The following is a 26,421-nucleotide window of genomic DNA, read 5'->3' as shown; positions in this document are numbered from 1 at the left end:
GTGATGGCACCAGGTGACATCACTGGAATCCAGGAGGATCTCATGCGAGTTTTCGTCACGGGCGCGTCCGGGCACATCGGTTCGGCACTCGTCCCGGAGCTGCTTTCGGCTGGTCACGAGGTCGTCGGACTGGCGCGGTCGGACGCGTCGGCGGCGAAGCTGACCGCGGCCGGAGCCCGGGTGCGGCGCGGCGACCTGCGCGACTTGGACGGCCTGCGGGAGGCGGCGGCCGGAGCGGACGGTGTCATCCACCTCGCCTTCGACCACGAAGCCATGACCGCTGGGGACTTCGCGTCCGCGGGCGACACCGACCTCGCCGTGGTGCGGGCGTTCGGCGAGGCACTGGCCGGCACGGGCAAGCCGCTGGTCGGGACCTCGGGCACCGCGATCATCGCCGGGCTCGGGCTGGACCGCGCCGGCACCGAGGACGACGTGCTCCCCGGCGGCTACCGGGTCGACTCGGAGAACGAGCTGATCGCCTACGCCGACCGCGGCATCCGCACCTCGGTCGTGCGGCTCCCGCCGACCGTGCACAGCTCACTGGACAAGCACGGCTTCCTCACGGTGATGATCGCCGCCGCGCGGAAGGCGGGCCGGTCCGGCTACCTCGGCGACGGCGCCAACCGCTGGCCCGCCGTGCACACCCTGGATGCCGCGCGGGCCTACCGGCTGGCGCTGGAGAAGGCCCCGGCCGGCAGCCGGCTGCACGTGGTCGACGACGAGGGCGTCCCGGTCCGGGTGATCGCCGAGACCATCGGCCGCCACCTGGGCCTGCCCACCGAGTCGATCCCGGCCGACCGGGCCGAGGCGCACTTCGGCTTCCTGGCCCGGTTCGCCGGCCTGGACAACCCGACGTCGTCCGCCCGCACCCGCCAGGTGCTGGACTGGAAGCCGGAGCACCCCGGCCTCCTCGCCGACCTCGGCCAGGGCCACTACTTCGAGGCGGAGTGAGCTATTCCCCCAGTCGCGAGGCCAGGTACAGCTTGATGAGGTGCTTGGTCTCGCCGACGATTTCGGCGTCGCCGTCGGGGTCGCGGTGGAAGGCGAGCTTCAGCAGCCCGTCCGCGGCCTCGATCGCGACCGTCATCGCCAGCGACAGCCGTGGCGTGTTCAGGTCGATGTACTTGCCCACCAGGTCGGCCAGCGAGTCCGCGATCACCCGGTTGTTGTCCCGGCTGTCGTCGAGCAGCTGCCGGTCCACCACGTCACCGAAGTGGACCTTGGAAAAGCCCGGCACGGTCCGGTGCATCTCCAGGTAGATGTCCAGCACCGAGTCGACCACGTCCCACCAGTGCCGCGGGTCCTCGCGGCTCAGCCGCTCGCTCACCGCGTGCACGAACCGGTCGAGGTTGCGCTGCGTCAGCGCCCGCACGACCGCCCGCTTGTCCGGGAAGAACTGGTACAGCGAGCCGACGGCGACCCCGGCGCGCTTGGCGATCAAGGTGGTGGTCAACGCGTCATAACCGACCTCGTCGATCAGCTCGGCGCTCGCGTCCAGCATCTGCTCGACCCGTTTCGCGCTGCGCTGCTGGACGGGCTGCCGGCGAAGCGGGGTCGTCGTCGCCTGGGTCTCCGACACGTTGTGCTCCTTCTGGTGCTCTGAACAGGGACTTTAGCGCCCCGGACCACTTCCCCCCGATGGCGGGAAGGGCTAGCATTTGAGAAATTTTCACGTTAGCCCCGATGAAGGGACCGCGCTCGTGGAGAACCTCGCCTTCCCGCCCGGTTTCCTGTGGGGCGTGTCCACCTCGGCCTTCCAGATCGAGGGCGCCACCAGCGAGGACGGGCGCGGTCCGTCGGTCTGGGACACCTTCGCCCCGGGGCAGGCCGACGTCGCGTGCGACCACTACCACTGCTGGCCGGAGGACGTGGCGCTGCTGACCGAGCTGGGGGTCGGCGCCTACCGCTTCTCCTTCGCGTGGCCGCGGATCCAGCCGCCGGGGGCCGGCGCGCCGAACCCGAAGGGCCTGGCCTTCTACGACCGGCTGGTCGACGTGCTCTGCGAAGCGGGCATCGCGCCGGTGGCGACGGTCTACCACTGGGACACCCCGCAGCCGCTCGAGGACGCCGGCGGCTGGCTGAACCGGGACACCGCGCTCCGGTTCGCCGAGTACGCCTCGGTCCTCGGCGAGCGCTTCGCTGATCGCGTGCGGATGTGGATCCCCCTCAACGAGCCGATGGTGACGACGGTGTTCGGGTACGCGATCGGCGAGTACGCGCCCGGCCGGACGCTCCTGCTGGACGCCCTTCCCACCGCACACCACCAACACCTCGCCCATGGCCTCGCGGTCCAGGCTCTGCGGGCCGCGGGTGCGTCGAACATCGGCACCGCCAACCATCATTGTCCAGTTTGGCCTACTTCAAACTCGTCAGCTGATCATGATGCCGCGCGCCGGCTGGACGCGTTGCTCAACCGGACCTTTTCGGACCCGGTGCTACTCGGGAGTTATCCCGCCGAAATCGTCCCGTACCTCCCCGCCGGACATGCCGATGACCTGGTGAACATCGCTCAACCGCTGGATTTTTACGGCGTCAACTATTACGAGCCGCACGGCGCCGCCGCGCCCGGCGAGGGCAATCCGCTGCCGTTCGAACTTCGCCCGATCGAGGGTTTTCCGCGGACCACCAACGACTCCCCGATCGTGCCGGAAGCCCTGCACGAGCTGCTGGTCGGCCTGCGCGACCGCTACGGCGAGAAGCTGCCACCGGTGTACCTGACCGAGAACGGCGCGAGCTTCGACGGCATTCATGATCGGGAACGCATCGAGTTCCTGGACGCGCACCTGCGGTCCGTCGCCACTGCGATAACGGCGGGAGTTGAAGTCCGTGGGTATTTCGTTTGGTCGTTGATCGACAATTTCGAATGGTCCAAGGGATACGCGCCGCGATTCGGCCTGGTGCACGTCGACTACGACGAAACCCAGCGCCGGACCCCGAAGGACTCCTTCTCCTGGTACCGGAAGCTGGTGCGGTCGTGACGGAAACGCGGACGCCGGGCGCGCTCGGCGAGCCGACGGTTCCCGTCCGGCCCGGCTGGATCAGCCTGCTCTTCGGCGCGAACACCGGGCTGTGGCTGGGCATCTACGCCCCGATCCAGGTGCTGCTGCCCGAGCAGGCCGCGCACCTGGACGCCGCGCACAAGGAACTGGTGTTCGGCATCGTCACCGGCGTCGGCGCGGTGGTCGCGCTGCTCACCAACCCGCTGGTCGGGCTGGCCTCGGACCGCACGCGCTCGCGGTTCGGGCGACGGCACCCGTGGACGTTCGCCGGCGCGGTGTGCGGGGCCCTCGGCCTGGTGGTGCTGGCGCTGGCGCCGAACGTGGCGGTCATGGTCGCCGGCTGGTGCCTGGTGCAGGCCGGGCTCGGCGGCATGCTCGCGACGCTCACCTCCGCGGTGCCGGACCGGGACCCGGTCGGCCAGCGCGCGCGGATCGGCGGGCTGGTCGGCATCAGCCAGATGCTGGGCACCGTGCTCGGCGCCGTGCTGGTGACGGTCCTGGTCACCAGCCTGCCCGGCGGCTACCTGGCGTGCGCGGTGGTCGTGGTCCTCGGCGCGGCGGCGTTCGTGCTGCGCACCGCGGACACCACCGCCGTCGCGTCCGGCCGGCCGGCCACCGGATGGCGCGTGGACCTGCGGGGGCTGTGGGTGTCGCCGCGACGGCACCCGGACTTCGCGTGGGCCTGGGGTTGCCACTTCCTGATCAACCTGGGCAACTCGCTCGGCACGTTCTTCCTGCTGTTCTTCCTGACGGACGCGGTCCACCACCCGGATCCGGACACCGGGCTGCTGATCATGATGGGCCTCTACGGCGTCGCGCTGGTGATCGGCGGCCTGGTGGTCGGGCCGCTGTCCGACCGGACCGGCCGCCGCAAGCCGTTCGTGCTGGGCGCGGTGGTCGTGATGGCCGCGGCGGCGCTCGTGCTGGTGCTGTGGCAGACCTGGCCGGCGGCGCTGGCGGCGTCCCCGCTGCTCGGCATCGGGTTCGGCGCCTACTGGGCGGTCGCGCTGGCGATCCTCACCGAGGTGCTGCCCGCCGCGCAGGATCGCGCCAAGGACCTCGGGGTCATCAACATCGCGAACGCGCTGCCGCAGGTGATCGCACCGCTCGCGGCCACGGTCATCCTGGCCGAACTGGGCGGGTATCCGGGGCTGTTCGCCGCGTCGGCCGTCGCGACGCTCGCGGCCGGGGCGTCCGTCCTCGGCGTCCGCTCGGTCCGCTGAAATCACCGAAGGCTCCTCCGGAGTCCGGAGGAGCCTTCGGCTCCGTACCTTTTGGGCCCGCGGGCCGGTGCCGGTCGGGGGAGGGGAGTGCAACGGCACCGGTCCGCGGAGTTTCGGGGCCCGCGGGGGCGGGGTCGGTCAAGGTGCGATCTGCAACTTCGCGACCTCGACCATGATCGACAACATAGCGGTGACGGGAGTGTTCCGCCAGAGGTTGTGGCCTAGTTTTTTCGATTAATCGCCGAGTGGTCAGCGGTTCGCGACCTGCGGCATCAGCGCGTGGCGACCGGTCGACTCACCCGGCGTCGTACCGCGCGGCTGAGGCGGAACCGGGTTGGTCTTCCGGCGCCACGGGCGGCGCAGGTCCCGCTGCGGGGCGAGGCCACCGGCGACGAGGTGCTCGTGCGCGACCTGCCACACCGAGCACGGCGCCTTGCAGCGGTGCCACCGGGTGGAGCAGGTGGGGCAGTCGCCCCGCTCGTCGGGCTCGTGGGCGGTCAGCATCGCGCGCCAGCCCTCGGTCAGCCGCGGCAGCTCCGACCGGGCCACCGAGACCAGGGACTGCGCGTCCGCCCTGGTGGCGAGGTCGGCGAGCATGTCGAGGCGTTCCCACACGGCATTGCGGAGTACCTGCCCAAGGATCTGATCCACGGAACTCACCGTCACCTTTCCGCCAGTTTGGCGGCTTCGTTCAGCGCCGCCTGGAGCTGGCCGAGCTGACCCGCGGTGAGGCGGGCCGTTTCCCCGGGCGGTCCGACGAGGACCACCTGGTCGTCCTGGACGAGCACGGTGACGCAGCGGTCGCGGTTGATCATGTCGCCGCACTGCACCCGCCACACCAGCTGGCCGCCCTCGTAGCGGCGCAGCTGCGCGGCACGCGGGTCCGCGGCCGGCATCGCCGACCGGCTCGCGACCGGCGCACCGGACGGGGCGAAGGACCGCCGGTGGACCTGGGCGCGTGGTGCCGAGATCGAGTTCATGAACTCCACCGCGTGTCTCCGCTCTGTGTCGGGCTTGCTGTCCGTGTTCGTCGTAGCTCTGCGTGATCGCTGCCTGTATCCGCTCGGTCACGCCGAACCCGAGAACTAGATTGCGATGAACCGCAGCCGAAGAGAAGGCGAACCGCGGTCACAGCGGCGACCGGCGCGGGCGGGCCGGTGAACGGTCGTCGGAGTTCACCCCGACCGATCAGGGGTCCCGAAACGACGTTTCCCACGGTTCAATGGGTATGCCTACGCTGCGAATCGACGCCCGGACTGGACGGTGAGGGGGCGCAATGGACGCCGGTGAGAACACTGATGGCCGCCAGGGACATCCGATCAGCTCGGATGCCTGGGAGAAGCGGGAGATGAGGGAGGCCCTGGCCGCCCGCAACATCAGTGCCGTGTACCGGAACCTGCGCAAGGAGGGCATCTCCCAGCGCCAGATCGCCGCACTCACCGGCCAGTCCCAGTCGGAGGTCTCGGAGATCCTCAAGGGCCGCCAGGTGATGGCCTACGACGTGCTCGCCCGGATCGCCGACGGCCTGGGTGTCCCCCGTGGATACATGGGCCTCGCCTACGACGAGGCCACCGAGATTCAGGTCGTCGGCGCCGCCGACGAGCAGCAGGCTGAGGAGGACGAGTCCGTGAAGCGGCGGAACTTCCTCGCGCACGCCGCCCAGGTCACGATGGGGGCGGCCATCCTGGGATCGTCGCCCAAGGCATGGGCGGCGAGCCCCGCGAGGACGCCGGCACCCGGCCACATCGGGATGACCGATGTGCGCCAGGTCGAGGCCGCGACCAGAGCGCTGCGCGCGCTCGACTACCAGTACGGCGGCGGGTTCTGCCGCGACGCCGTGGTGGCCCAGCTGTCCTGGGGGCAGCAGATGCTCGACTCCTCGGCCGCCACCCCGGTCCGGTCGCGCCTGTTCGTGGCGCTGGCCGACCTGCACAGCCTGGCCGGTTGGACGTCGTTCGACAGTGGACTGATGGACTCCGCGCGCGGGCACTTCGCCAACGCGCTGGAGCTGGCGAAACAGGGCAACAACGACCACCTGGTGGCCAACATCCTGTACCGGATGGGCCGGGTCTACCTGCACCAGGAGGCGCCCAACGACGCGCTCAAGCTGTTCCAGCTGGGACAGATCGCGGCGCAGGAATCCGGCTCCGAGCTGGCGATCTCCGTGCTCGCGGCGAACCAGGCGTGGGCCTACGCGATGATGGGCAACGAGGAGCAGTCGCTCAAGCTGCTCGGCCTGGCCAAGGACGAGTTCGCCCGGGCCAACGTGGCCGAGGCCGAGGACTGGGTGAAGTTCTTCAACGAGACCGACGTCTACGCGATGATCGGCACCGTCCACACGGTGTTGGCCCGCGGCGTCGACACGAAGCACACGCAGTACGCGATCCCGGCGCTGACCAGGGCGATCGACGCCTACGGCGAGGACATGCAGCGCAGCAAGGTGTTCAACCAGGCCGCGCTGGCCACCAACCACCTCATCGACGGCGACATCGACCACGGCGCCCGGATCGGCCGGCTGGCGCTGGAGTCCGCGGACGGCCTCAAGTCGGCCCGCGTGAAGGACCGCATGATGCCGATGCAGGAGGAAGCGGCGAAGCGCCGCAACAACCCGGACGCCCGCGACCTGGACGAGCGCATCAGCTCGTTCTTCGCCGCCTAGGAAGATGCGCGCCGTCGCGGACGAGTTGGGTGGTCGGTTCACCAAGGAGAAACTGGCCGCCGCGCTGGCCGAGGCGTGCGCCCTGCTCGGGCTGGACCACCGGGGCGCCGAGCTGCTCCGGTTCACCAACAACGCCGTCTACCAGCTGGCCGGCGCGCCCGTCGTGATGCGGATCGTCGGGTCGCGGGCGCTGCGGCACCGGGTCGCCAAGGTCGTCCGGGTCGCGCGGCACTTCGAGGCCCACGACGTGCCCGCGATCCGCCTGCTGCCCGGGGTCGACCAGCCGATCCACGTCGGCGAGCACGTCGTCACGGCGTGGGTCCGGGTCCCGCCCGGTGAGCGCCGCGCGACCGCCGCCGACCTGGGCAGGCTGCTGCGCCGCGTGCACGCCCTGCCCGCGCCGGAGGGCGTCGGCGAGTGGGCGCCGCTGGCGGACGTGCGTGCCCGCGTGGCCGACGCCGAGGAACTCGACCCGGACGACCGGCGGTTCCTGCTGCGCCGCAGCGCCGAGGTCGAGGCCGCGCTCGGCGAGCTGGACTTCCCGCTGGAACGGAGCCTGATCCACGGCGACGCGCACCCGGGCAACGTGATCGTCGGCCCGGACGGCCCGGTGCTGTGCGACTTCGACTCCTCGTGCGTCGGCCCGCCGGAATGGGACCTCACGCCGCTGGCCGTGGGCCGCGAACGGTTCGGTGACCCGGCGGGCCGCTACCGCATGCTCGCCGACGTCTACGGCTTCGACGTCACCCGCTGGGACGGGTTCGCCGTGCTGCGGGCCGCCCGCGAGCTCAAGCTGGTGACCAGCGTGCTGCCGATCCTGCGCAGCCACCCGCACGTGCGCGGTGAGCTGCGTCGGCGGCTGGGCGACCTGCGCGCGGGCCGCGCCGGCACCGAATGGGCCCGCTACCGCTAGTCCACATCCTGGGAAATACGTGGACATTTACCGACCGCAGGAGACCGCTCGTCGTATGTGCGGAGGCATGTGCGGGCAGTAGGAAATTCGGCCCAGCTAGTCACCCTGCCTGGATTAATCGATCCCCCACCCGTGCAAGTTGCAGCTACTAACGGTTAGCTGACCGGGGCGCGGGTGAGCACGACGGCGAACCCGAAGGCGAGCCCCATGACGGTCAGCTCGAGCGTCGCCCACGTCGCCAGCGCGGTCCGCTCGTGCCGGATGATCCGCGGCATCAGCTTCCACCGGACCATCGCGCCGAGCACGCCGATCCCGGCCGCGCACCCGATCTTGAGCACGACGAGCTGCCCGTACGGCGTGGTGAACAGCGCGGTGACCAGGTCGATCGTCGGGTTGAGCAGGATCTCCACGACCGCGTTGAACAGGCCGGTCGCCACGGTCAGGGCCAGGCACAGCGTGGCCAGCTTGGAAAACCGCGGCAGCGCGTGCGCGAGCAGCGTCCGGTTGCCGGCGAGCAGCACGACCATCGCGCCGAGACCGCCGGTCCACGCGACCGCGCCCATGACGTGCAGCTCCATCGAGATCATCGTGTAGTCGTGGTAGTCCCAGTTCGCCGCGTGCCCGGTGACCGGCAGCGGCAGCAGGGCGAACAGGCCGAGCCCGACGCGCACCTCGGCCGGCACCTTCTCGCCGTGCCGCAGCGTCAGCACCCCGAGCCCGACCTGGACCAGCGCGAGCACGGCGACGACGAGCAGCGCCTTGCCCGCGCCGACTCCGACCACGTAGTCCCAGATGTCGGCGAAGCTCACCGTGGGCACCTGCGGTCGGTACTCGGCGGTCTGCAGCACGAGCGTGACCAGCGCGGTCATCGTCCAGACCAGCGACGCGGCCAGCGCGATCGGCCGGGCGCGCCGCATGATCGGCTCGGTCAGCTTCGGCCGGTCGTAGCCGACCAGCACGGACAGCAGGGCGACCCCGATCGTCGTGACCGCGGCCATGTCGAGCAGCACGCGGACGATCGGGATGGCGGCCGAGACCACCTCGCTGACCTCCGCCACACCCGGCACCGGCGCGGTGGCCGTCAGCGCGACGCCGATCAGCGCACCGGCCAGCGCCGCGGTGACGATCGCGATGATCGCCTGGTAACGGACTTGCGAGGTGGTCCCGGCCGCCGTAGTCATGCCGCGACGCCTCCCCACTGCGCTCCTTGGGCCGCGGCCGGCCCTGCGATGCTCGTGCGTCGTTGTCGCGGGGTCATGCCGCGACGCCTCCCCACTGCGCTCCTTGGGCCGCGGCCGGCCCTGCGATGCTCGTGCGTCGTTGTCGCGGGGTCACGCCTTGTCCCTGCCCATCCGCAGCGCCAGCGTCAGCCCGATGGCCAGCAGGACCACCGCGCCGACGATCCACACCCACACCGGGACCCCGCCACCGGACTGCGCGGCGGGCTGCGCCGTGTCGGTCCCGGTCGCGGCACTGGCCGTCGCCGGGGTGCCGGTGCCGGCCTTGGTGAGGGTGAACGGCACCTCGCCGGTCACCGGGTGCCCGTCGGCGGACAGGATCCGGAACCCGACGGTGTACTGCCCGGCCGGGCCGAGCGGCCGCACCGCGACGGTGACCACGTTGCTGCTGATCCGCACGTCACCCTCGGCCCACTGGGTACCGCCCGGGCCGGTGACCGAGACCTGGTTGACGTTGCCGCCCTGCACCGGCGCGTCGAAGGTCAGCGTGACCTGCGACGGCGCGGTGTCGAGCGTGGCGCCCTTGGCCGGGTCGGAGGAGACGAGCACGTTGTGCGCCAGCGCCGGGGTGGCGGTGACGACCATCGCGACCAGCGCGGCGGCGATCGTGACGAGCAGGCGGCGCATTACTTCGACGCCTTCCGGCCGCGCAGGACCGCTCCGGCGCCGACGCCGAGGCCGAGCGCGCCGACGACCAGTCCGGCGCCGCCGAGCCAGCGGGCCGTGTCGTCGGTGGAGTCCTCGGCCGCGGCGGTGGCGGCGGCGGTCGTCGCGTCGTGCGAGTGACCGTCGGCCGACGCCTCGGCCAGCTTCACGGTCGGAGCCGGGTGCTCCGGCTCCTCCGCTCCGGGAGCCTGGACCTGGTCCCACGCCACGACGGTGCCGTTGTCGTAGGTCTGGATGGCCGGCAGCACCAGTTCGTCCACCGCGGGCAGCGAGCCCGCGGTGATGCCGAAGTCCTGGTACTGGGTCTCGCCGGGGCCGATCTTCGTGCCTGGCTGCGCGGTGAAGACGATCTTCGTGACCGCCTCGGTGACGTCCAGGCCCTTGCCGTTCTTGACCGGCGACGGCAGCGGGGTCTTGGTGACCTCCGCCGTCCAGCCGGGGATCGGCTGGTAGCGCACCGAGCTGATCGCGTACTCCGGCTTGAAGTCGATCTCCACCTTGACGGTGGCGGCGGTCTCCTCCTCGTTCGGCACGCGGAAGGTGATCGCCCCGTACCCGCCCTGCCGCGGGTCCGAGCCGAGGACGTTGGCGGTGACGTGCGCGGACGCGACGCCCGCGCCGAGCAGGCCCGCGATACCGACGGTGCCGGCCAGCACGAGCCCGCGCCGGATGACGGCGTTGTTCGTCATGATGCTCCTGAAAGAAGAGAGTGGGTCAGCGCGCTGCGCTGAGGTGAAGGGGGTTGCGCGTCGCGAGCACGGGCGGGCCTCGCCTCGCGTGCATGCGGCTCAACAGCACCAACACCTGCGGCACGCCGGGCGCCGGAGCGGGCGCGGCGGGCAGCGGGACCGGTGGGGGAAGCGGTCCGAACAGGACCGGCAGCAGCAGGGCCAGCCGCGCGGCGGCGACGTGCAGCAGCGCTTCGGCGTACGCCAGCAGCAGGCCGGTCAGCAGCGTGGCGGCGACGTGCGCGGCGAGCATCGCGCCGGGCATCGACGCCGGATGCGGCATCAGCTCGTCGAGCACGACGTGCATCAGCAGCTGGGCCGCGCCGAGCACGGTGAGCACGCCGAGCGGGCCGCGGGTGCGGTCGGCCAGCGCGGTGCCGATCCAGCCGACGAGCAGGACGAGCAGCAGCGTCAGCGCGGTGTCCGGCACGCCGCCGTGGGCGAGCGCGTGCGCGCTGACGGCCAGGCCGCCGGAGGTGAAAGCGAGCAGGACTCCGCGCACGCTGCGTAACGCACCGTGTCGCCGGGGTCGTCTGCTCACTGATCCAGGGTATGAGACGGGTGCTGATCACCGCGACCGCGTCCCGGGTGGTGAACGCGGCCGACCAGCCGGATCGGTCTCGATCGGACTGTCAGCCGGTGTCGGTGGTTGAGACTCGTACGTTTTTCGGCAACGGTAAGTAGGCCGGACGAGTGAACGACTGATCGGGAGGAGGCGGCCGCACGGGATGAACCTGTTCGAGTACGTGGCCGATCGCTGGAGCAGACTCGGGTTGCAGGCCTGGCTCCACGTGAGCGCCGTGGTGCAGTGCACGATCATCGCCGCCGCCATCGGTGTCCTGATCGGCGTCGCGGTCTACCGCAGCCCCATCGGATCGGCCCTGGCCACCGCGCTGGCCAGCACGGTCCTCACCATTCCGTCGTTCGCGCTGATCGGGCTGCTGATCCCGATCGTCGGCCTCGGGGTCGCGCCCAGTGTGATCCCGCTCGTGCTCTACGCGCTGCTGCCGATCGTGCGGAACACCATCGTCGGGCTGAGCGGGGTCGATCCCGCGGTCACCGACGCCGCGAAGGGCATCGGGATGAGCCGGTTCGGCGTGCTCACGCGGGTCGAGCTGCGCCTGGCCTGGCCCGCGATCCTCGCCGGCATGCGCGTCGCGACCCAGATGCTCATGGGCATCGCGGTGATCGCCGCCTACGCGAAGGGCCCCGGCCTGGGGTCCGAGGTGTTCGCCGGGCTGACCAACGCGGGCAGCACCAACTCCATGAACCAGGCCCTCACCGGCACGATCGGCGTGGTCGTCCTCGCGCTGATCCTCGACGGCATCTACGTCCTCATCGCCCGATTCACCGTTCCGAGGGGTGTCCGTGTCTGAAACCATCGAATCGCCGGCCAAGGCGGACTCCGGCGCGGTGTCCGGCGTCGAGATCCAGCTGGAGCACGTCACCAAGCGCTACCCCGGCTCGCGCCAGCCTGCCGTCGACGACGTCACCATGACGATCCCGGCCGGGAAGATCGTGATCCTGGTCGGCCCGTCCGGCTGCGGCAAGACCACCACGATGCGCATGATCAACCGGCTGATCGAGCCGACGTCCGGCCGGATCACCATCGGCGGCGAGGACGCGCTGAGCCTCAACCCGGACCGGCTGCGCCGCAAGGTCGGCTACGCGATCCAGCAGGCCGGGCTGTTCCCGCACTTCACGGTCGCGCAGAACGTCGCGGTCGTGCCCGGGCTGCTCGGGTGGGACAAGAAGAAGATCGCCGACCGCGTCGACGAGATGCTCGACCTGGTCGGTCTCGACCCGGCGCAGTTCCACGACCGGTTCCCGCGCCAGCTCTCCGGTGGCCAGCAGCAGCGCGTCGGGGTCGCCCGGGCGCTCGCCGCGGACCCGCCGGTGCTGCTGATGGACGAGCCGTTCGGTGCGGTCGACCCGATCACCCGCGGCAACCTGCAGGACGAGCTGCTGCGGCTGCAGTCCGAGCTGCGCAAGACGATCGTGTTCGTGACCCACGACTTCGACGAGGCCGTGAAGCTCGGCGACAAGATCGCGGTGCTCGGCAACCAGTCGAAGATCCTGCAGTACGACACCCCGGACGCCATCCTGGCCAACCCCGCCGACGACACGGTTGCCGGGTTCGTCGGCGCCGGCGCCTCGCTCAAGCAGCTCACCCTGCTGCGGGTGCGCGACGTCGAGCTGAAGCAGGACGCGATGACCGCGTCGATCACCGATTCGCCCGCCGAGCTGCGCGAGCGGATGACCTCGCGGCGCAACACCTACGCGCTGGTGCTCGACCACCGGCGCCGCCCGGTCCGCTGGGTGCACGTGCGGGACCTGGGCAGCGCGTCGTCGCTGGCGGACGTGGGCAAGCCGATCGGCGACTACGTGAGCCTCCAGTCGACGCTGCAGGATGCGCTCGAGGCGATGCTCGTCGAGGGCGGCGGCGTGCCGGTCACCGGCGCGCGCGGCGAGTACGCCGGGGTGATCGAGCTGGACACGGTGATGGGCACCATCCAGCGGCTGCGCGAGGAGCACTCCGACGACGGGGGACCGGCGTGACCACGACCGTCGACAAGGGGTTCACCACCGAATCCGGCTCCCGCCGCGCGGAACGGGCGCGGCTGCTGGTGCAGGCCGCGGTCGTCGTGGTGGTCGTCGGCGCGGTGGTGGCCTGGGCGCTGCTGCGGGGCAACGACGCGATCGAGTCGCAGAACCTGAACGCGTCGCGGCTGCTGGAGGCGACCTGGCAGCACCTGCTGATCACGGTCGCGGTCGCGGTCATCGTGGTCGGCGTCGCGGTGCCGCTCGGCGCGGTGCTCACCCGCTCCTGGGCGCGGCCGGTCGCGCCGGTGTTCCTGACGATCGCGAACATCGGGCAGGCCGCGCCCGCGCTCGGCGTGATCGTGCTGTTCTTCCTCTGGACCAGCTGGGAAGGGTTCTGGTGCGCGGTCCTGCCGATCGCGTTCTACTCGCTGCTGCCGGTGCTGCGGAACACGATCGTCGGCATCAACTCGGTCGACCCGGCGCTGATCGACGCGGGCCGCGGGATCGGCATGTCCGGCCGGGCGGTGCTGTTCCGGATCGAGCTGCCGCTGGCGGTGCCGCTGGTCCTGGCCGGGCTGCGCACGTCGCTGGTGCTGGCGGTCGGCACGGCGACGCTGGCGTTCTTCGTCAACGGCGGCGGGCTCGGCGAGCTGATCGACACCGGCTACAAGCTCAACCGCGTCCCGGTGCTGGTCACCGGCGCGATCCTGGCGGTCGGCCTGGCGCTGCTGATCGACTGGCTGGGCGCGGTCATGGAACGCGTCTTCGGACCGAGGGGGTTGTCGTGAAGCACCGGCTCAAGGCGATCGTGGGCGCCGCGTTGCTGACGACGTCGCTGACCGCGTGCGGTCTGGACGTGAACGCGGCGCTGCCGTACGAGGTGAAGCCCGGATCGATCCGGCCGGTGCCGAGCCTGGCGGGCGTGAACATCGCGGTGGGGTCGAAGGACTTCACCGAGAACATCATCCTGGGCTACATGGCCGAGCTGGCGCTGTCGGCGGCCGGGGCGGACATCACCGACCTGACCAACATCAGCGGGTCGAACTCCGCGCGGCAGGCGCTGATCAACGGGCAGATCGACATCTCGTGGGAGTACACCGGCACCGCGTGGATCTCCTACCAGGGCAACACCGAGCCGATCCCGGACGAGAAGGCCCAGTTCGACGCGGCGAAGAAGGCGGACGAGGAGAGGTTCGGCATCACCTGGCTGGACTACTCGCCGGTGAACGACACCTACGCCTTCGCCACCACCGAGGCGTACGCGCGGCAGCACAACCTGCGGTCCACTTCGGACATGACGGAGTTCCTGAAGCAGCACCCGGAGCAGGCGATCTTCTGCGTCGAGACCGAGTTCGCGAGCCGCCAGGACGGAATGCCGGGGGTGCAGAAGACGTACGGGTTCCCGACCACGGAGGTCAAGACGTTCGGCACGGGCGCGATCTACTCCGCGGTCGCCAGCGGCACCTGCAACTTCGGCGAGATCTTCACGACCGACGGCCGCATCGCGGGCCTGAACCTGCGGGTGCTCACCGACGACAAGCGGTTCTTCCCGCAGTACAACGCGGCGGTCACGATGAAGAAGGAGTTCCTGGACGCGCACCCGGCCGTCCGCGGAGTGCTGGAACCCGTCGCGAAGGCGCTGGACAACCAGCAGATGATCGAACTGTGCAAGCAGGTGGACGTCGACGGCCGCGACGCGGGTGAAGTGGCGCGGGACTGGATGATCTCGAAGGGCTTCATCCAGTAGCCGGGCTCAGACGCCGAGGCGCTTGAGCAGCTGGCCCTCGATCCGCTCCAGCTCGGCCGTCACCGCCTGGTGGGCGGCCTTGCGGCGGGACCCGGGCATGCGTTCGGCCGCCCGGATGGCGGCGGTCAGCTGCTCCAGCGTCGCCTGGGAGTCCTTCGCGAAGCGGACGTCGTCGTCGGTCGCGCGTTCGGCCTTGCGCACCTCGGCCAGCGCCTCGGACGTGCCGGCGATCCGCGCCAGCAGGTGCGCGCCGCGGCCGGTGAACTCCGACAGCCGGTCGAGCGGCACCCCGAGCCGTCGCGCCTGGTAGTGGTCGTAGGCGTCGCGGACCGCGCTCGCCGCCTTGACCGCGAGCGGTGCCAGCGCGGGGGCCACCGCGGGCACCACGATCTTCGCCACGGCGACGGCGTTCCTGGCCTTCTTCGGCGTGATGCCCGTCTCGGCCGGCGTCCTGGTCTTCTTGCGAGCCATGGGCTGAATGTAGCGGCAGGCACGGGCGGGAGCATGTCCGGCACGTAATGCGCCGCTCACACTCGGCGCGGAACTGTCGGTGGTCCTCTCTAAAGTAGGTGTCATGGAAACTGAGGTGCTGCTCGAGGCCGGCGCGGTGAGCCGCTGCCGTCGTCGCGTGCACCTCGACCACGACCCCGCGATGCGCGAGGTGCCGCTGGCCCCGCCCGACCCGTCGGCGGAGCAGCGCATCGCCGACGCGGCCGCCCACCGGATCGAGATCCGCGACCGGCTGATCGCGGCGAACCCGGGCGCGAGCTGGGTGGTCGTCGACCGCGAGCTGCCGCCGCCGGACCGCGCCGCCGCCACCCAGCAGGCGATGGCGCGGGGTGCCGGCTACATCTGGGGCGCGCTGCTGCCCGCCGACCGCGCCGGCCACCGCCGCGGCGGGTCGGAGCTGCTGGTCCGCGCCGACGGCGGGTACCTGCCGGTGCTGGTGGTCCGGCACCGCATCACCGACCCGGGCGCGGGCGCGGTCACCACCCCGCCGCACGACCTGGACCCGCGTCACGCGATCCCCGACCCGGCGCGCCGGGTCCGCTCCCACCCGCGCGACCAGATGCGCCTGGCCCACCTGCGCCGCATGCTCGAGGCGCACGGGGTGGCGTCCGGCCGTCTCGTCGGCGGCGTCATCGGCCTGGACGCCGACGTGGTGCTGTGGCACGACCTGACCGCCGCCACCTGGCCGAACGGGCGCACCGCGCTGACCGAGTACGACCTGCGGTTCGCCGACCGGCTGGCGATCGCCGAGGCCGCCCGCTCCGGCGGCCCCGCGCTGGCCGAACCGTCGCGCGTGCTGGAGTGCCGGACGTGCCCGTGGTGGCCGACGTGCGAGGCCGAGCTGACCGCGATGCGGGACGTGAGCCTGGTCGTCCGCGGTGAGGACGCGATGGAGCTGCGCCGCGCCGGGGTTTCCACAGTGGACAAGCTCGCCGCGCTCGACCCGGACGACGAGCCGCCGATCATCTGGACGTCCGGCCCGTTCGCCGACGCCGTGGCACTGGCTCGGGCGTGGCTCGCGGACCTGACGATGGTGCGCCGCGTCCGCGAGGTCGAGGTGGCCCGCGCGGACGTCGAGGTCGACATCGACATGGAGTCCTTCGGCGAGTCGGGCGCCTACCTGTGGGGCTGCCTGCTCAGCGGCGCGGACATCGGCGTCGAGCAGGGCTACCGCGCGTTCGTCACCTGGCAACCGCTGCCCACCGGCGACGAGGCGCGGTCGTTCACGGAGTTCTGGACGTGGCTGCGCGAGGTCCGGGAACGCACCCTCGCCGCGGGCCTGACGTTCCGGGCCTACTGCTACAACGCGATGGCCGAGAACCGCTGGCTCTTCGGCTCCGTCGAGCGGTTCGGCGACTTCCCCGGCATGCCGGCCAAGCGGGAAATCCAGTCCTTTGTGGATTCCGACGAGTGGGTGGACCTGTTCCGCAGCGTGTCCGACCAGTTCCTGTGCGCGCGCGGCAAGGGGCTGAAGGTCGTCGCCCCGGTGGCCGGGTTCACCTGGCGGGACCCGGAAGCCGGTGGTGAGGCGTCGATGCGCTGGTACCGCCAGGCGGTCGGCATGGACGGCGGCGAGCCGGACCTGAGCCAGCGTGACCGGCTGCTGCGCTACAACGAGGACGACGTGCGAGCCACCCACGCGCTGCGCCACTGGATGACCACCACCGCGAACAGCATCCCGTTCATGGGCGATCTGTAGGCGCCACGCGCAGATATCGGCTGAGGTGGGTGGCCGCGTCCAGCATCGCCACCCCCTGCGCGGTCAGCTTCTCCTGCCACGCCGTCAACGCGTCGGCGAGCGCCTCGGTGCCACCGGCGGCCCGGATCTGCCGCACCACCGCGGCGATGTGTTCCAGCAGGTAACCGCCGCGCCGCAGCAGGTGCCCCAGTTCGGCGTCGCGCACGTCGGCGGCCTGGTAGAGGCGGTACCCGGTCGCCGGATCCCGGGTGGGCGCGACGATGCCGGCCGCCTCCCACTTGCGCAGGGTCGCCGGCGTGACCCGGAGCCTCCGGGCGAGTTCGCCGATCGTCCGCGGTGCGGCGTCCGGAACGGACGGGGTCTCGGTCAGGTGGCCGATCGCCGTGCGCACCGAATCCAGGGTCTCGCGGTCGCGCAACAGCTGGGCGTGGCCGCGGTCGACGAGCGTCAGCGCCTGGTCGAGCCGTCCGTCGTTGACCGCGTTCATGATCTGTCCGGCCACCGCGTGCCCGTAGGCCCGGACGAGCGCCAGGAACGCCCGCAGCGCCGCCGCGTGCGCCTCGGTGTAGATCCGGTATCCGCTGGGCGTGCGGCCGGCGGGCGGGAGGAACCCGTCCCGCTCGTAGTTGCGGACCGCCTGGGTCGAGATGCCGTGCTCGCGCGCGAGGTCGGCCGGTTTCAAGGTGACCACATGTTGGAGACTTTACCCCACCTGTTCCGGGGAAATCGCTGGTGAAGTCTCAACCGTTGTTTCAAAGATACGATTGAGGCTCATGGACATTCGAGAACTGCTCACCCCTGCCGTCGACTTCCTGGCCCTCGGCGAGCCCACCCACCTGGAGTCGGCCTTCGCCCGGATCCGCAACGAGCTCTTCGCGCAGCTGGCCGATCTCGGGTTCACCGGGATCGCCCTGGAGACCGATCGCGTCGCCGCGCTCACCGTGAACGACTACGTCCAGCACGGCGTAGGCACGCTCGACGCGGTGCTGCGCGACGGTTTCTCGCACCGCTTCGGCGAACTCGACAACAACCGGCGGCTGGTCGAGTGGATGCGTGAGTACAACAAGACCGCCGAGCGGCCGCTCGCCTTCCACGGCTTCGACGTCTCCACCGAGATGATGAACGCGCCCAGCCCGCGCACCTACCTGGAGCACGCCCGCGACTACCTGGGCCTGGACCACGACATCGCGGGCCTCACCGGCGACGACGAACGGTGGAGCCGCACGGAGGCGGTGATGGACGCGGCTTCCTCGCCCGGCGCCACATCGGAGGCCGACCGGCTCCGGGTGCTCGCCGATGACATGCTCGTCACCCTCCACGCGAGCGCGCCGATGCTGATCGCGGCGACCTCGCGCGCCGCGTGGCACCGGGCCAGGATCCACCTCACCGCGGGTCTCGGCCTGCTGCGTTACCACCGGCAGGCCGCCGAACCCGGCGCGGACACCGCGCGCTGGACCCGCATGAGCGCGTTCCGCGACGCGATGATGGCCCAGAACCTGCTCGACATCCGCGACATCGAGCGCGGCCCGGTGCTGGTCTTCGCCCAGAACCGCCACCTGCAGCGCAACGAGAGCCACATGCGCATGGGGCCGATGGACGTGAACTGGTCCAGCGCGGGCGCCATCGTGTCGTCGCTGGTGGGCGAGCGGTACCGGCTGATCGTCGGCAGCCTGGGCCGCAGCAGGGCGATCGAGCTGGGCGAGCCCCGGCCGGAGACCTTCGAGGGGCTGCTGCAGCGCCGCATCGGGACCTGGGGTGTGGTGCCGGCGCGGGACATCGCGCCGGCGGACGTCCGCACCGACACCAACCCGATGCAGGGCTACTTCCCGCTGGACCAGGACACGGTGGACGGCGCCGACGCGATCCTGCACGTCAGCGCCGGCACCGACACCCAGGCCCTCGCCCTGCGCGGCTAGGTCCTGTCCTGTAATTGATCTAGCTGCGGTTCTGGTTTGATCTTGGGTTGTGGTGGGTCGGGGTGAGGTGACGGATCGGGCGTGGGCGTGGATCGAGCCGCTGCTGCCGCCGGTGTCGGGTCGGGGTCGGCGGTGGCGGGATCACCGTCAGGTGCTCAACGCGATTCTGTGGAAGCTACGCACCGGCGCTCCGTGGCGTGACCTGCCCGAACGGTATGGGCCGTGGAAGACCGCGCACGAGCGGTTGCGGTTGTGGACCGCGGATGGCACCTGGCAGAAGATTCTGGACGAGGTGATCGTCAAAGACGACTCGGTCGGCGAGGTCGAGTGGGTCATTTCGGTTGATTCGAGCGTGGTCCGGGCGCACCAGCACGCTGCTGGCGCCCGGAAAAAGGGGGCTGCGCACCCGGCGTCGAGGCGCTCGCGGTCGACGGGGAAGGACTCGGACGCTCCCGCGGAGGACTGAGCACCAAAATCCACCTCGCCGTCGATGGCCGCGGGCTGCCGATGCGGGTGCTGCTCACCGGCGGCCACGCCGGCGACAACCCACAACTGCTGCCGCTGCTCGACGGCATCGCGGTCGCCCGGATCGGGCCAGGCAGGCCGCGATGCCGACCCGATCGTGTGGTCGCGGATAAGGCCTACTCGCACCCCTCAACTCGGCAAGCGATGCGGGATCGGCGGATCCGGTTCGTCAGTCCCGAGCGGGAGGATCAGATCGCCCGCCGCGTCGCCAGAGGTTCACGCGGCGGACGACCACCCGCCTTCGATGCCGAGACCTACAAGCGGCGCAACATGGTCGAACGCTGCTTCAACCGGCTCAAACAGTTTCGCGACCTAGCCACCCGCTACGCCAAACGCGCCGCCTACTACCAAGCCGAACTCACCATCGCCGCCATCATCCTCTGGCTCCGATGACTTACAGGACACTTCCTAGGTTCTTCTCAAGCGGCGGAGCCGCTTGCGCGGGCCGTCAACCGGCACCGCCGCGGGTTCTGAGGCGGCTCCTGGCGAGGACAGCGCCGACGTGGTGTATCGGCATACATGAGGAGGCGATCCCACAGCCAGGGGCCGTCTCAGGTTCCGCTACCCGCGCCGCTACGCAAGCCGCTTCCGGAACACCCTTTAGCGGGGGGCCATCCTCAGCGAGCCGTCCATGCGGATGACCTCGCCGTTGAGGTAGTCGTGCTCGACGATGTTCACCGCGAGCTGGGCGTATTCGTCGGGCCGGCCGAGGCGCTTCGGGAACGGCACGCCCGCCGCCAGGCCGGCGCGGAACTCCTCGGAAACGGTGGCGAGCATCGGGGTGTCGATGATGCCCGGCGCGATCGTCATGACCCGGATGCCGTGCGAGGCCAGGTCGCGGGCGGCGGGCAGGGTCATCCCGGCCACGCCACCCTTCGACGCCGAGTACGCGACCTGCCCGATCTGCCCGTCGAAGGCGGCGACCGAAGCGGTGTTGATGATGACGCCGCGCGCGCCGTCTTCGACGGGCTCGGTCTTGGCGATCGCTTCGGCGGCCAGGGTCGTCACGTTGAAGGTGCCGATCAGGTTCACCTCGATGACCTTGCGGAACAGGTTCAGGTCGTGGGTGCCCTTCTTGGACAGGATCCGCGCGGACGGCCCGATCCCGGCGCAGTTCACCACGACCCGCAGCGGCACCGCGCCGCCCGCGGCCTGCTCCACCGCCGCCGCCACCTGGTCACCGTCGGTGACATCCGCCTCGACGTAGGTGATCCCCTCGACCTTCTCCGCCTTCTCGATCCCGGCGGCGAGGTCCAGGGCGAACACGTGCGCGCCCCGCGCGGCGAGCGCCTTCGCCGTGGCGCCGCCGAGGCCCGACGCGCCACCCGTGACGATCGCGGCAGTGTCCTTGATCTGCATGAACGGTTCCTTCCGTGGCCGGCCACTCTGCTCTGCCCATGAGGTTAACGCTCGTTTGCGTGGCACCGGCGTGGCCCTCCTCACCCGTCGCGCGACGTATTCGGCGCGGACGACTTCCGTTAGGACTGCGGTCAACTCCGGCTGTCACCGTCGGCTCATGAGCGGAGCTCGCATCGTCGTGATCGGCACCGGATACGTCGGACTGACCACCGGGGCCTGCCTCGCCGCCCTCGGACACCAGGTGACCTGCGTGGACGTGGACGACGTCAAGGTGGCCCGGCTCGCCGCGGGACGGGTGGACATCCTGGAACCCGGCCTGGAGGAACTGGTCACGCGCGGGCTCGCCGCGAGAAGGCTGCGGTTCGTCGTCGGGTCCCGCAACGCGGTGGCCGGTGCGGACGCGGTCTACCTGTGCGTGCCGACCCCGATGGGCGCGGGCGGCGCCGCCGACCTGCGGGCCGTCGAAGCGGTGATCGGCGAGATCGCCGACGTCCTGCCGTCCGGGTGCGCGGTGGTCACCAAGTCGACCGTCCCGGTCGGCACCGCCCAGCGCATCCGCGCCCTGCTCGGCCGCGACGACGTGCCGGTGGTCGCCAACCCCGAGTTCCTGCGCGAGGGCACCGCGGTCGCCGACTTCCTGCACCCGGACCGGATCGTCGTCGGCTCCGACGACGAGGCCGAGGCCCGGCGCATCGCCGACCTGTACCGCGACCTGTCCGCGCCGAACGTCATCACCGACGCGGCCAGCGCCGAGCTGGTCAAGTACGCGGCGAACTGCTTCCTCGCGATGAAGCTGTCCTACGTCAACGCGATCGCCGAACTGTGCGACCGGCTGGGCGCGGACATCGTGTCGGTGACCGAGGGGATGGGCTACGACCGCCGCATCGGCCGGTCGTTCCTCAAGCCCGGCCCGGGCTGGGGCGGCTCGTGCCTGCCCAAGGACACGCACGCGCTGGTGCAGGTCGCCGAGTCGGTCGGGTTCGACTTCTCGCTGCTGACCGCGGCGATCGTGGAGAACATCGCGCAGCGGGACCGGATCGTCGCGAAGATCGCCGGCGCGGTGGGCGGCAGCCTGGCCGGTTCCCGGATCGGGGTGCTGGGCCTGGCGTTCAAGGCCGGCACCAACGACCTCCGCGACTCGCCCGCGCTGTCGGTCACCTCGATGCTCGCCGCGCACGGCGCCGAGGTCACCGCCTACGACCCGGCGGTGCGCGCGGCGCTGCCCGGCATGACCGTGGTCGACGACCCCTACCAGGTGGCCAAGGACGCCGACGCGATCGTCGTGCTCACCGAGTGGGCCGAGTTCACCAAGCTGGACTGGGGTTACACGGCGGACCTGATGCAGGGCGACGGGGTGGTGGACACGCGGAACCTGCTGGAGCCGCGGACCATCACCGGCGCCGGACTGTCCTATGTGGGGCTCGGCCGCCCCCGCCCGGCCCGCGTCGCCCTGCCCGGCTGACTCACGGCTGCCAGAGCCAGAACTCGATGCCCTGGTTGTCCACGCAGTCGGCGGTCAGGCCGTACGGCTTCCGGTCCACTTCGGTCACCTGACCGCCGGCGGCCCGGACCCGCTCCACCGCGGCGGGCACGTCGTCCACGGCGTACATCAGCTTCCAGCCGACCTGCCGCGGCCCGCCCCACAGGCCACCCTCCAGGCCGGGTCCTTCGAAACCCCAGGCGCCTTCGACGGAACCACGCGAGAACTGCCAGCCGAGCACGCTGCCGTAGAACGCCTTGGCGGCCTCGTCGTCGGGGACCTGGAACGTGAAGTACATGGCCTGGCCGTGCCGCGCGGTGTCCTGGCCGCTGGCGCGGACCGGCGCCTGGGCGAGCAGCCACCGCTGGCCGAACGGGTCGCGGATCGAGCCGGAGCGGCCGTGCCCGCGGTCGGAGACCGGGTCGAGCACCTGCGCGCCCCGCTCGACGGCGCGCTCCACCGCGGCGTCCACATCGGACACCTCGATGCGGACGCTTGCGCCACCGGCCGCCGAGACGTGACCGATCTCGGGGAACTCCTCGGCCAGCATCAGGACGGTGTCGCCGATCGCCAGTTCGGCGTGCCCGATCCGGCCGTCCGGCATGACGATCGGGTCGCCGCGGCGCTGCGCGCCGAACACCTCCACGTAGAAGTCCAGGGCCCGCCGCGCGTCGGACACGGCGAGATACGGGGTCAGCGAGTGCAGTTCCGCCCGTGCGGGTGCTTCCGTGCTGGTCATCTCTCCTCCGTTCAACACAGCGCGACGCAGGCGCTCGCGCAGCTCGGCGGCGAACCGCGGATCGGGGTCGACCGGCTGGACGGGGGCGCGGAGGGCGTCGAAGGGGTCAGTCATTCCGCACCTCCTTCTCCCGGTAGGCGGCCCGGAACGCGGCTCGCGCCCGGACCAGCAGCGCTTCCGTGGCGTGCACGGTCCGGCCCAGCAGCCGGGCGACCTGCGGCACCGGCAGCCCGTCCAGGTACCGCAGCGTCAGCGCGGCCCGGTGGTGCGCGCCCAGCGACTCCAGCACCTCGCGGGCCAGCAGGGCGTCCAGTTCGGCGTCCCACGGGTCCACCGAGGCGGCTTCCGTCTCGTGCACCACGCGCAGCCCGCGCTCCTCGCGTTCCCGCCGCCGCCAGTGGTCGACCAGCTTGTGCCGGGCGACCCCGATGAGCCATGGCGTGCTCACCGGCGGGGCGCCCGGGTTTTGGCACGCGCTGACGGCGCCGAGGAACGTCTCCGAGGTCAGCTCCTCGGCCACGCCCCGGTCGCCGCAGCGCGCGAGCAGGTAGCCGTACACCTCCGGCAGCGCCGTCTCGTACAGGTCGAGCAGCGCGAAGGCCGGGTCCGGTCGTACCCGCGGTTCGCTCACACCCCCATCGTCGTCCGGGACGGCGCTTCTCCGACGTCTCCGGGCGGATTTTTCAGCCGCGCGGGTCCGGCAGCCGGCGCGCGCTCACCGCCACGCCTACCATCATGACCGCCTGCACGCCGGTGACCAGCAGCAACGCACCCGCCACGCCCCACGTGCCGGTCAGGGCGACGAACAACGTGCCCAGCGTCGCGACCCCCAGCGCGAGCGAACTCTGCTGGGTCGTGGTGAGCATCCCGCTGCCCGCGCCCGCGCTCTCCGCCGGCACGCGGGACAGGACGACCCGGACCAGCGTCGGCCCGGCGAGCCCCTGCCCGGCGCCGGTCACCAGCATGCCGGGGGTCAGGGCGAGGACGGTGACGTCCGGCCAGGACAGCAGCACCGCGCCGATCAACATGAGCAGCCCCAGCACCTGCACGGTGGTGCCGAGGACGATGACGTGGTGGCCGAGCCGGGCCACGAACCGGCTGCTGAGCAGGGACATCACCAGGAACGCGACGGCCATCGGGGTGAGCGCGAGGCCCGAGGCGAGCGGGCCGAGGTGCAGCCCGTCCTGCAACACGAGGGCGTAGACGAACAGGAACCCGCCGAAGCCGGCGAAGAACGGCACCGCGACGGACAGCCCGCGGCCCACGCTCGGCATCCGCACCAGCGACGGCGGCAGCAGCGGCGTCACCCCGCGCGCTTCGAGCCGCCGTTCCACGGTCACGAAGGCCGCCGCGGCGAACGGGAACGCGGCGAGCAGCACCCAGCACCACGCGGGCCAGCCCAGCGCGCGGCCCTCCATGAGCGGGACCAGCAGCGTGAGCAGCGTCAGCCCGAGCAGCCCGGTGCCCCAGCCGTCCATGCCGAGCGGGTTGCGCGCCCGGGTCTCCGGCAGCAGGCGGCGGGCCAGGACCAGGCCGAGCACCCCGATCGGCACGTTGACCAGGAAGATCGGCCGCCAGCCGCTGCCTGCCAGGTCGGCGGACACCAGGACGCCGCCGAGTAGCTGCCCGACGACCATCGCGATTCCACCGGTCGCGCCGTAGTAGCCGATCATGCGCGAGCGCTGCTCGCCGGTCGTGGTGGCCTGGATGATCGAGAGCACCTGCGGCACCATCAGCGCGGCCGCGGCGCCCTGGGCCACGCGGGCCGCGACGAGGACCCCGGCGGTCGGCGCGATCCCGCAGACCAGCGAGGTGAGGGTGAACGCGGCCAGGCCGAGCGAGAACACGCGGCGGTGGCCGAACGCGTCCCCGAGCCGCCCGCCGACGACGAGCAGCAGGGCGAACGCGATGCCATACCCGGCGACGATCCACTCCAGGGTGGCGGTGGTCGTGTGCAGGTCGGCATTGATCGTGGGCAGTGCGACGTTGACGATGAACAGGTCGATGGGCGCCAGCGCCGCCCCCAGCAGGACGGTGGACAGCCCGCCTCGGGTCAGTGCCGGCCGGGTCTCGGCCGGCGCCAGGGTTGTCGTCATGACTACCACGATCAACGCGGCTGGAGACTGGTACCAGTGAGTGCTTATCCAGGTATCCGGACTACCTGGTAACAGGGTCGGTGGCGTGCCAGGCTGGGATCATGACCACCGCCCTGGCCGCCTCCACCGATGAGATCCGCCGTCGTGAGCTGGCGTCGTTCCTGCGCAGCCGGCGGGAACGGATTTCGCCCGAGCAGGTCGGGTTGCCCTCCGGCGGCCGTCGGCGCACACCCGGGCTGCGCCGCGAGGAAGTCGCGCAGCTCGCCGGGGTGGGCGTCACCTGGTACACCTGGCTGGAGCAGGGCCGCGACATCCGCGCGTCGGAGCAGGTGCTGAACGCGATCGCGCGCACCCTGCGGCTCGACCCGTACGAGCGCAGCCACCTCTACACCCTCGCCGGCCTGCCGGAACCCCCGATCGAGGTGGACCGCACGGTCGTCACGCCTCAGGTCCGGGCGATGCTGGACCAGCTGGAGCCGTTCCCCGCCGTGGTGCAGAACGCGCGCACCGACATCCTCGCCTACAACGCCGCCTTCGACTGGCTGATGGACGTGGACAGCATCCCGTTCGAGGACCGCAACTCGCTGCTGCAGTGCTTCACGAACCCGAGGTGGCGCGCGCGGCTGCGGGACTGGGGGGACGGGATGCCGCGCACGGTCGCGCAGTTCCGCGCCTCGATGGCCGAGCACATCGCCGAACCGGGCTGGAAGGCGCTGGTCAAGCGGCTGCGGCAGGAGTCCCCGGAGTTCGAGGCGGTGTGGAACCAGCACGACGTGCAGCCGCTGTGCAACCTGACGAAGGTGTTCGTGCACCCGGAAGCCGGCCTGCTCACCTTCGACTTCACCCACCTGTGGTTCGGCAGGCACTCCGAAGTCCGGCTGACCACCTACACCCCCGCGGACAGCGAGACGACCGCCAAGTTGCGGGCGCGTTGATCTTGCGGAACCGGTAGGCGGGCTGGTTCCGTCGTACCCCGGAGGATTGGGGGACGGATGACCGAGGGCAATCCGCTGGTGGCGCAGGCGCAGTCCCAGACGACGGCGGTCACCGGTATCGGGATTCTGGAGTCGGCGCAGGACCTGTCGAACGGCATCAAGGACGGGTCGTGGGTCGAGGGTGGGCTGGGTGCGTTGGGCACTGGTCTCGAGGTTCTGTCGATGGTGATCGATCCGCTGGGGACGCTGGCTCAGTACGGGGTGGCGTGGTTGATCGAGCACGTGCGGCCGTTGAAGGAGGCGTTGGACTGGTTGGCGGGGGATCCGCCGGTGATCCAGTCGTTTTCGGATACCTGGGCGAATGTGGCGGCCGAGGTGGGTGCGGTCGCGGGGGATTTGAAGAACGAGGTCGAGGGTGGTACGGCGGGGTGGGCCGGTCAGGGGG

Annotated in this window: 27 protein-coding genes and 1 pseudogene; 15 read left to right on the top strand and 13 right to left on the bottom strand. The window is 71.2% G+C overall.

Translation table 11 applies throughout. The features are described 5' to 3' along the window. The first annotated feature begins 42 nt into the window (after positions 1-42). A complete protein-coding gene (locus D0D15_RS02000; RefSeq protein WP_094003419.1) occupies positions 43-951 on the top strand; it encodes an SDR family oxidoreductase in 909 nt (302 codons plus the stop codon). Between the two features lies 1 nt (position 952). On the opposite strand, the gene D0D15_RS01995 is transcribed toward D0D15_RS02000, so the two are convergent. Beyond that, a complete protein-coding gene (locus tag D0D15_RS01995) occupies positions 953-1,579 on the bottom strand; it encodes a TetR/AcrR family transcriptional regulator (protein ID WP_094003420.1) in 627 nt (208 codons plus the stop codon). Between the two features lie 121 nt (positions 1,580-1,700). Here D0D15_RS01995 and D0D15_RS01990 point away from each other — a divergent pair, with 121 nt between their 5' ends. Both D0D15_RS01990 and D0D15_RS01985 read left to right on the top strand, forming a co-directional pair. Next, positions 1,701-2,978, top strand: a complete 1,278-nt coding sequence (locus D0D15_RS01990) for a GH1 family beta-glucosidase (protein ID WP_094003421.1) — start codon at positions 1,701-1,703, stop codon at positions 2,976-2,978. Beyond that, positions 2,975-4,222: an MFS transporter gene (locus D0D15_RS01985; protein ID WP_115944189.1), complete on the top strand. Its 1,248-nt coding sequence runs from the start codon at positions 2,975-2,977 to the stop codon at positions 4,220-4,222. The genes D0D15_RS01990 and D0D15_RS01985 overlap by 4 nt, the downstream gene beginning before the upstream one ends. A 249-nt stretch (positions 4,223-4,471) precedes the next feature. Here D0D15_RS01985 and D0D15_RS01980 read toward each other — a convergent pair whose 3' ends face one another. Continuing rightward, complete coding sequence (locus tag D0D15_RS01980) at positions 4,472-4,873, bottom strand: hypothetical protein (RefSeq protein WP_094003443.1); 402 nt, start codon at positions 4,871-4,873, stop codon at positions 4,472-4,474. An 11-nt stretch (positions 4,874-4,884) separates the two neighbouring features. Then, the gene (locus D0D15_RS01975) at positions 4,885-5,211 is read right to left on the bottom strand and encodes a hypothetical protein (protein ID WP_094003423.1); all 327 of its coding nucleotides are present in this window, start codon (positions 5,209-5,211) and stop codon (positions 4,885-4,887) included. Between the two features lie 287 nt (positions 5,212-5,498). Between D0D15_RS01975 and D0D15_RS01970 the strand changes: the two genes are divergently transcribed. After that, positions 5,499-6,881, top strand: coding sequence for a helix-turn-helix domain-containing protein (locus D0D15_RS01970; protein WP_094003424.1), 1,383 nt, complete (start codon positions 5,499-5,501; stop codon positions 6,879-6,881). 4 nt (positions 6,882-6,885) lie between these two features. Continuing rightward, positions 6,886-7,794, top strand: a complete 909-nt coding sequence (locus D0D15_RS01965; protein WP_094003425.1) for a phosphotransferase family protein — start codon at positions 6,886-6,888, stop codon at positions 7,792-7,794. Positions 7,795-7,949: 155 nt separating this feature from the next. Here D0D15_RS01965 and D0D15_RS01960 read toward each other — a convergent pair whose 3' ends face one another. The 4 genes from D0D15_RS01960 to D0D15_RS01945 form a co-directional block, all read right to left on the bottom strand. After that, positions 7,950-8,975 carry a copper resistance D family protein gene (locus tag D0D15_RS01960; protein WP_094003426.1) on the bottom strand — a complete coding sequence of 342 codons (1,026 nt, stop codon included), beginning with the start codon at positions 8,973-8,975 and terminating at the stop codon, positions 7,950-7,952. A 150-nt stretch (positions 8,976-9,125) separates the two neighbouring features. Continuing rightward, positions 9,126-9,659, bottom strand: coding sequence for a copper resistance CopC family protein (locus D0D15_RS01955; RefSeq protein WP_094003427.1), 534 nt, complete (start codon positions 9,657-9,659; stop codon positions 9,126-9,128). Further along, positions 9,659-10,387, bottom strand: a complete 729-nt coding sequence (locus tag D0D15_RS01950; RefSeq protein WP_094003428.1) for a YcnI family copper-binding membrane protein — start codon at positions 10,385-10,387, stop codon at positions 9,659-9,661. The genes D0D15_RS01955 and D0D15_RS01950 overlap by 1 nt, the downstream gene beginning before the upstream one ends. A gap of 25 nt (positions 10,388-10,412) precedes the next feature. Next, positions 10,413-10,967 carry a hypothetical protein gene (locus D0D15_RS01945; protein ID WP_233157040.1) on the bottom strand — a complete coding sequence of 185 codons (555 nt, stop codon included), beginning with the start codon at positions 10,965-10,967 and terminating at the stop codon, positions 10,413-10,415. A 187-nt stretch (positions 10,968-11,154) separates the two neighbouring features. Between D0D15_RS01945 and D0D15_RS01940 the strand changes: the two genes are divergently transcribed. The 4 genes from D0D15_RS01940 to D0D15_RS01925 are packed head-to-tail and all read left to right on the top strand — an operon-like array spanning position 11,155 to position 14,717. Beyond that, positions 11,155-11,802 (top strand): ABC transporter permease, encoded by a 648-nt coding sequence (locus D0D15_RS01940; RefSeq protein ID WP_094003430.1) that lies wholly within the window; start codon positions 11,155-11,157, stop codon positions 11,800-11,802. 37 nt (positions 11,803-11,839) lie between these two features. After that, positions 11,840-12,985 (top strand): ABC transporter ATP-binding protein, encoded by a 1,146-nt coding sequence (locus D0D15_RS01935; RefSeq protein WP_094003444.1) that lies wholly within the window; start codon positions 11,840-11,842, stop codon positions 12,983-12,985. Then, positions 12,982-13,758 carry an ABC transporter permease gene (locus D0D15_RS01930; protein ID WP_115944188.1) on the top strand — a complete coding sequence of 259 codons (777 nt, stop codon included), beginning with the start codon at positions 12,982-12,984 and terminating at the stop codon, positions 13,756-13,758. Before D0D15_RS01935 ends, D0D15_RS01930 begins: the two co-directional genes overlap by 4 nt. After that, positions 13,755-14,717, top strand: coding sequence for a glycine betaine ABC transporter substrate-binding protein (locus D0D15_RS01925; RefSeq protein WP_094003432.1), 963 nt, complete (start codon positions 13,755-13,757; stop codon positions 14,715-14,717). The genes D0D15_RS01930 and D0D15_RS01925 overlap by 4 nt, the downstream gene beginning before the upstream one ends. Positions 14,718-14,723: 6 nt before the next feature. On the opposite strand, the gene D0D15_RS01920 is transcribed toward D0D15_RS01925, so the two are convergent. Next, positions 14,724-15,188 (bottom strand): DUF6474 family protein, encoded by a 465-nt coding sequence (locus tag D0D15_RS01920; protein ID WP_094003433.1) that lies wholly within the window; start codon positions 15,186-15,188, stop codon positions 14,724-14,726. A gap of 103 nt (positions 15,189-15,291) precedes the next feature. Between D0D15_RS01920 and D0D15_RS01915 the strand changes: the two genes are divergently transcribed. Beyond that, positions 15,292-16,926, top strand: coding sequence for a TM0106 family RecB-like putative nuclease (locus D0D15_RS01915; protein WP_094003434.1), 1,635 nt, complete (start codon positions 15,292-15,294; stop codon positions 16,924-16,926). On the opposite strand, the gene D0D15_RS01910 is transcribed toward D0D15_RS01915, so the two are convergent. Beyond that, positions 16,910-17,617 carry a TioE family transcriptional regulator gene (locus D0D15_RS01910; RefSeq protein WP_094003435.1) on the bottom strand — a complete coding sequence of 236 codons (708 nt, stop codon included), beginning with the start codon at positions 17,615-17,617 and terminating at the stop codon, positions 16,910-16,912. The genes D0D15_RS01915 and D0D15_RS01910 overlap by 17 nt on opposite strands. Before the next feature lie 82 nt (positions 17,618-17,699). Here D0D15_RS01910 and D0D15_RS01905 point away from each other — a divergent pair, with 82 nt between their 5' ends. After that, positions 17,700-18,842, top strand: coding sequence for an erythromycin esterase family protein (locus D0D15_RS01905; RefSeq protein WP_094003436.1), 1,143 nt, complete (start codon positions 17,700-17,702; stop codon positions 18,840-18,842). A gap of 49 nt (positions 18,843-18,891) precedes the next feature. After that, positions 18,892-19,760 (top strand): IS5 family transposase gene (locus D0D15_RS01900; protein ID WP_369806741.1). Its coding sequence is split into 2 segments (ribosomal slippage): positions 18,892-19,242 and positions 19,245-19,760, totalling 867 coding nucleotides; the frame shifts between segments, so codons are not numbered across the junction. Between the two features lie 207 nt (positions 19,761-19,967). Here the strand turns inward: D0D15_RS01900 and D0D15_RS01895 are convergent. Then, the gene (locus D0D15_RS01895; RefSeq protein ID WP_094003437.1) at positions 19,968-20,726 is read right to left on the bottom strand and encodes an SDR family NAD(P)-dependent oxidoreductase; all 759 of its coding nucleotides are present in this window, start codon (positions 20,724-20,726) and stop codon (positions 19,968-19,970) included. A gap of 157 nt (positions 20,727-20,883) precedes the next feature. On the opposite strand from D0D15_RS01895, the gene D0D15_RS01890 reads away from it, so the two are divergent. Then, positions 20,884-22,188 carry a UDP-glucose dehydrogenase family protein gene (locus tag D0D15_RS01890; protein WP_115944187.1) on the top strand — a complete coding sequence of 435 codons (1,305 nt, stop codon included), beginning with the start codon at positions 20,884-20,886 and terminating at the stop codon, positions 22,186-22,188. Between the two features lies 1 nt (position 22,189). Here D0D15_RS01890 and D0D15_RS01885 read toward each other — a convergent pair whose 3' ends face one another. Genes D0D15_RS01885 through D0D15_RS01875 form a run of 3 tightly spaced genes read right to left on the bottom strand, consistent with a single transcriptional unit; the run spans position 22,190 to position 25,041 of the window. Then, entirely contained in the window at positions 22,190-23,059 is an 870-nt protein-coding gene (locus tag D0D15_RS01885) for a VOC family protein (protein WP_094003439.1), read from the bottom strand. Beyond that, the gene (locus D0D15_RS01880) at positions 23,052-23,576 is read right to left on the bottom strand and encodes an RNA polymerase sigma factor (protein WP_094003440.1); all 525 of its coding nucleotides are present in this window, start codon (positions 23,574-23,576) and stop codon (positions 23,052-23,054) included. The genes D0D15_RS01885 and D0D15_RS01880 overlap by 8 nt, the downstream gene beginning before the upstream one ends. Positions 23,577-23,628: 52 nt before the next feature. Beyond that, positions 23,629-25,041 carry an MFS transporter gene (locus tag D0D15_RS01875; protein ID WP_094003441.1) on the bottom strand — a complete coding sequence of 471 codons (1,413 nt, stop codon included), beginning with the start codon at positions 25,039-25,041 and terminating at the stop codon, positions 23,629-23,631. A gap of 101 nt (positions 25,042-25,142) precedes the next feature. Between D0D15_RS01875 and D0D15_RS01870 the strand changes: the two genes are divergently transcribed. Continuing rightward, positions 25,143-25,976, top strand: a complete 834-nt coding sequence (locus D0D15_RS01870; RefSeq protein WP_094003442.1) for a helix-turn-helix transcriptional regulator — start codon at positions 25,143-25,145, stop codon at positions 25,974-25,976. 57 nt (positions 25,977-26,033) lie between these two features. Next, a pseudogene (locus D0D15_RS01865) lies at positions 26,034-26,421 on the top strand (hypothetical protein); the annotation flags it as partial.

Origin of the sequence: Amycolatopsis thermalba, assembly GCF_003385215.1 — a bacterium.
GTDB lineage: Bacteria > Actinomycetota > Actinomycetes > Mycobacteriales > Pseudonocardiaceae > Amycolatopsis_E > Amycolatopsis_E thermalba.
This window is presented reverse-complemented; position numbering and strand designations above follow the sequence as displayed.

Bases quoted from the DNA above. Each gene is read 5' to 3' on its own strand.
- D0D15_RS01955 (WP_094003427.1), bottom strand. From the start codon at position 9,659: ATGCGCCGCCTGCTCGTCACGATCGCCGCCGCGCTGGTCGCGATGGTC.
- D0D15_RS01890 (WP_115944187.1), top strand. From the start codon at position 20,884: ATGAGCGGAGCTCGCATCGTCGTGATCGGCACCGGATACGTCGGACTG.
- D0D15_RS02000 (WP_094003419.1), top strand. From the start codon at position 43: ATGCGAGTTTTCGTCACGGGCGCGTCCGGGCACATCGGTTCGGCACTC.
- D0D15_RS01940 (WP_094003430.1), top strand. From the start codon at position 11,155: ATGAACCTGTTCGAGTACGTGGCCGATCGCTGGAGCAGACTCGGGTTG.
- D0D15_RS01915 (WP_094003434.1), top strand. From the start codon at position 15,292: ATGGAAACTGAGGTGCTGCTCGAGGCCGGCGCGGTGAGCCGCTGCCGT.
- D0D15_RS01950 (WP_094003428.1), bottom strand. From the start codon at position 10,387: ATGACGAACAACGCCGTCATCCGGCGCGGGCTCGTGCTGGCCGGCACC.
- D0D15_RS01970 (WP_094003424.1), top strand. From the start codon at position 5,499: ATGGACGCCGGTGAGAACACTGATGGCCGCCAGGGACATCCGATCAGC.
- D0D15_RS01960 (WP_094003426.1), bottom strand. From the start codon at position 8,975: ATGACTACGGCGGCCGGGACCACCTCGCAAGTCCGTTACCAGGCGATC.
- D0D15_RS01870 (WP_094003442.1), top strand. From the start codon at position 25,143: ATGACCACCGCCCTGGCCGCCTCCACCGATGAGATCCGCCGTCGTGAG.
- D0D15_RS01875 (WP_094003441.1), bottom strand. From the start codon at position 25,041: ATGACGACAACCCTGGCGCCGGCCGAGACCCGGCCGGCACTGACCCGA.
- D0D15_RS01965 (WP_094003425.1), top strand. From the start codon at position 6,886: ATGCGCGCCGTCGCGGACGAGTTGGGTGGTCGGTTCACCAAGGAGAAA.
- D0D15_RS01895 (WP_094003437.1), bottom strand. From the start codon at position 20,726: ATGCAGATCAAGGACACTGCCGCGATCGTCACGGGTGGCGCGTCGGGC.
- D0D15_RS01905 (WP_094003436.1), top strand. From the start codon at position 17,700: ATGGACATTCGAGAACTGCTCACCCCTGCCGTCGACTTCCTGGCCCTC.
- D0D15_RS01885 (WP_094003439.1), bottom strand. From the start codon at position 23,059: ATGACTGACCCCTTCGACGCCCTCCGCGCCCCCGTCCAGCCGGTCGAC.
- D0D15_RS01920 (WP_094003433.1), bottom strand. From the start codon at position 15,188: ATGGCTCGCAAGAAGACCAGGACGCCGGCCGAGACGGGCATCACGCCG.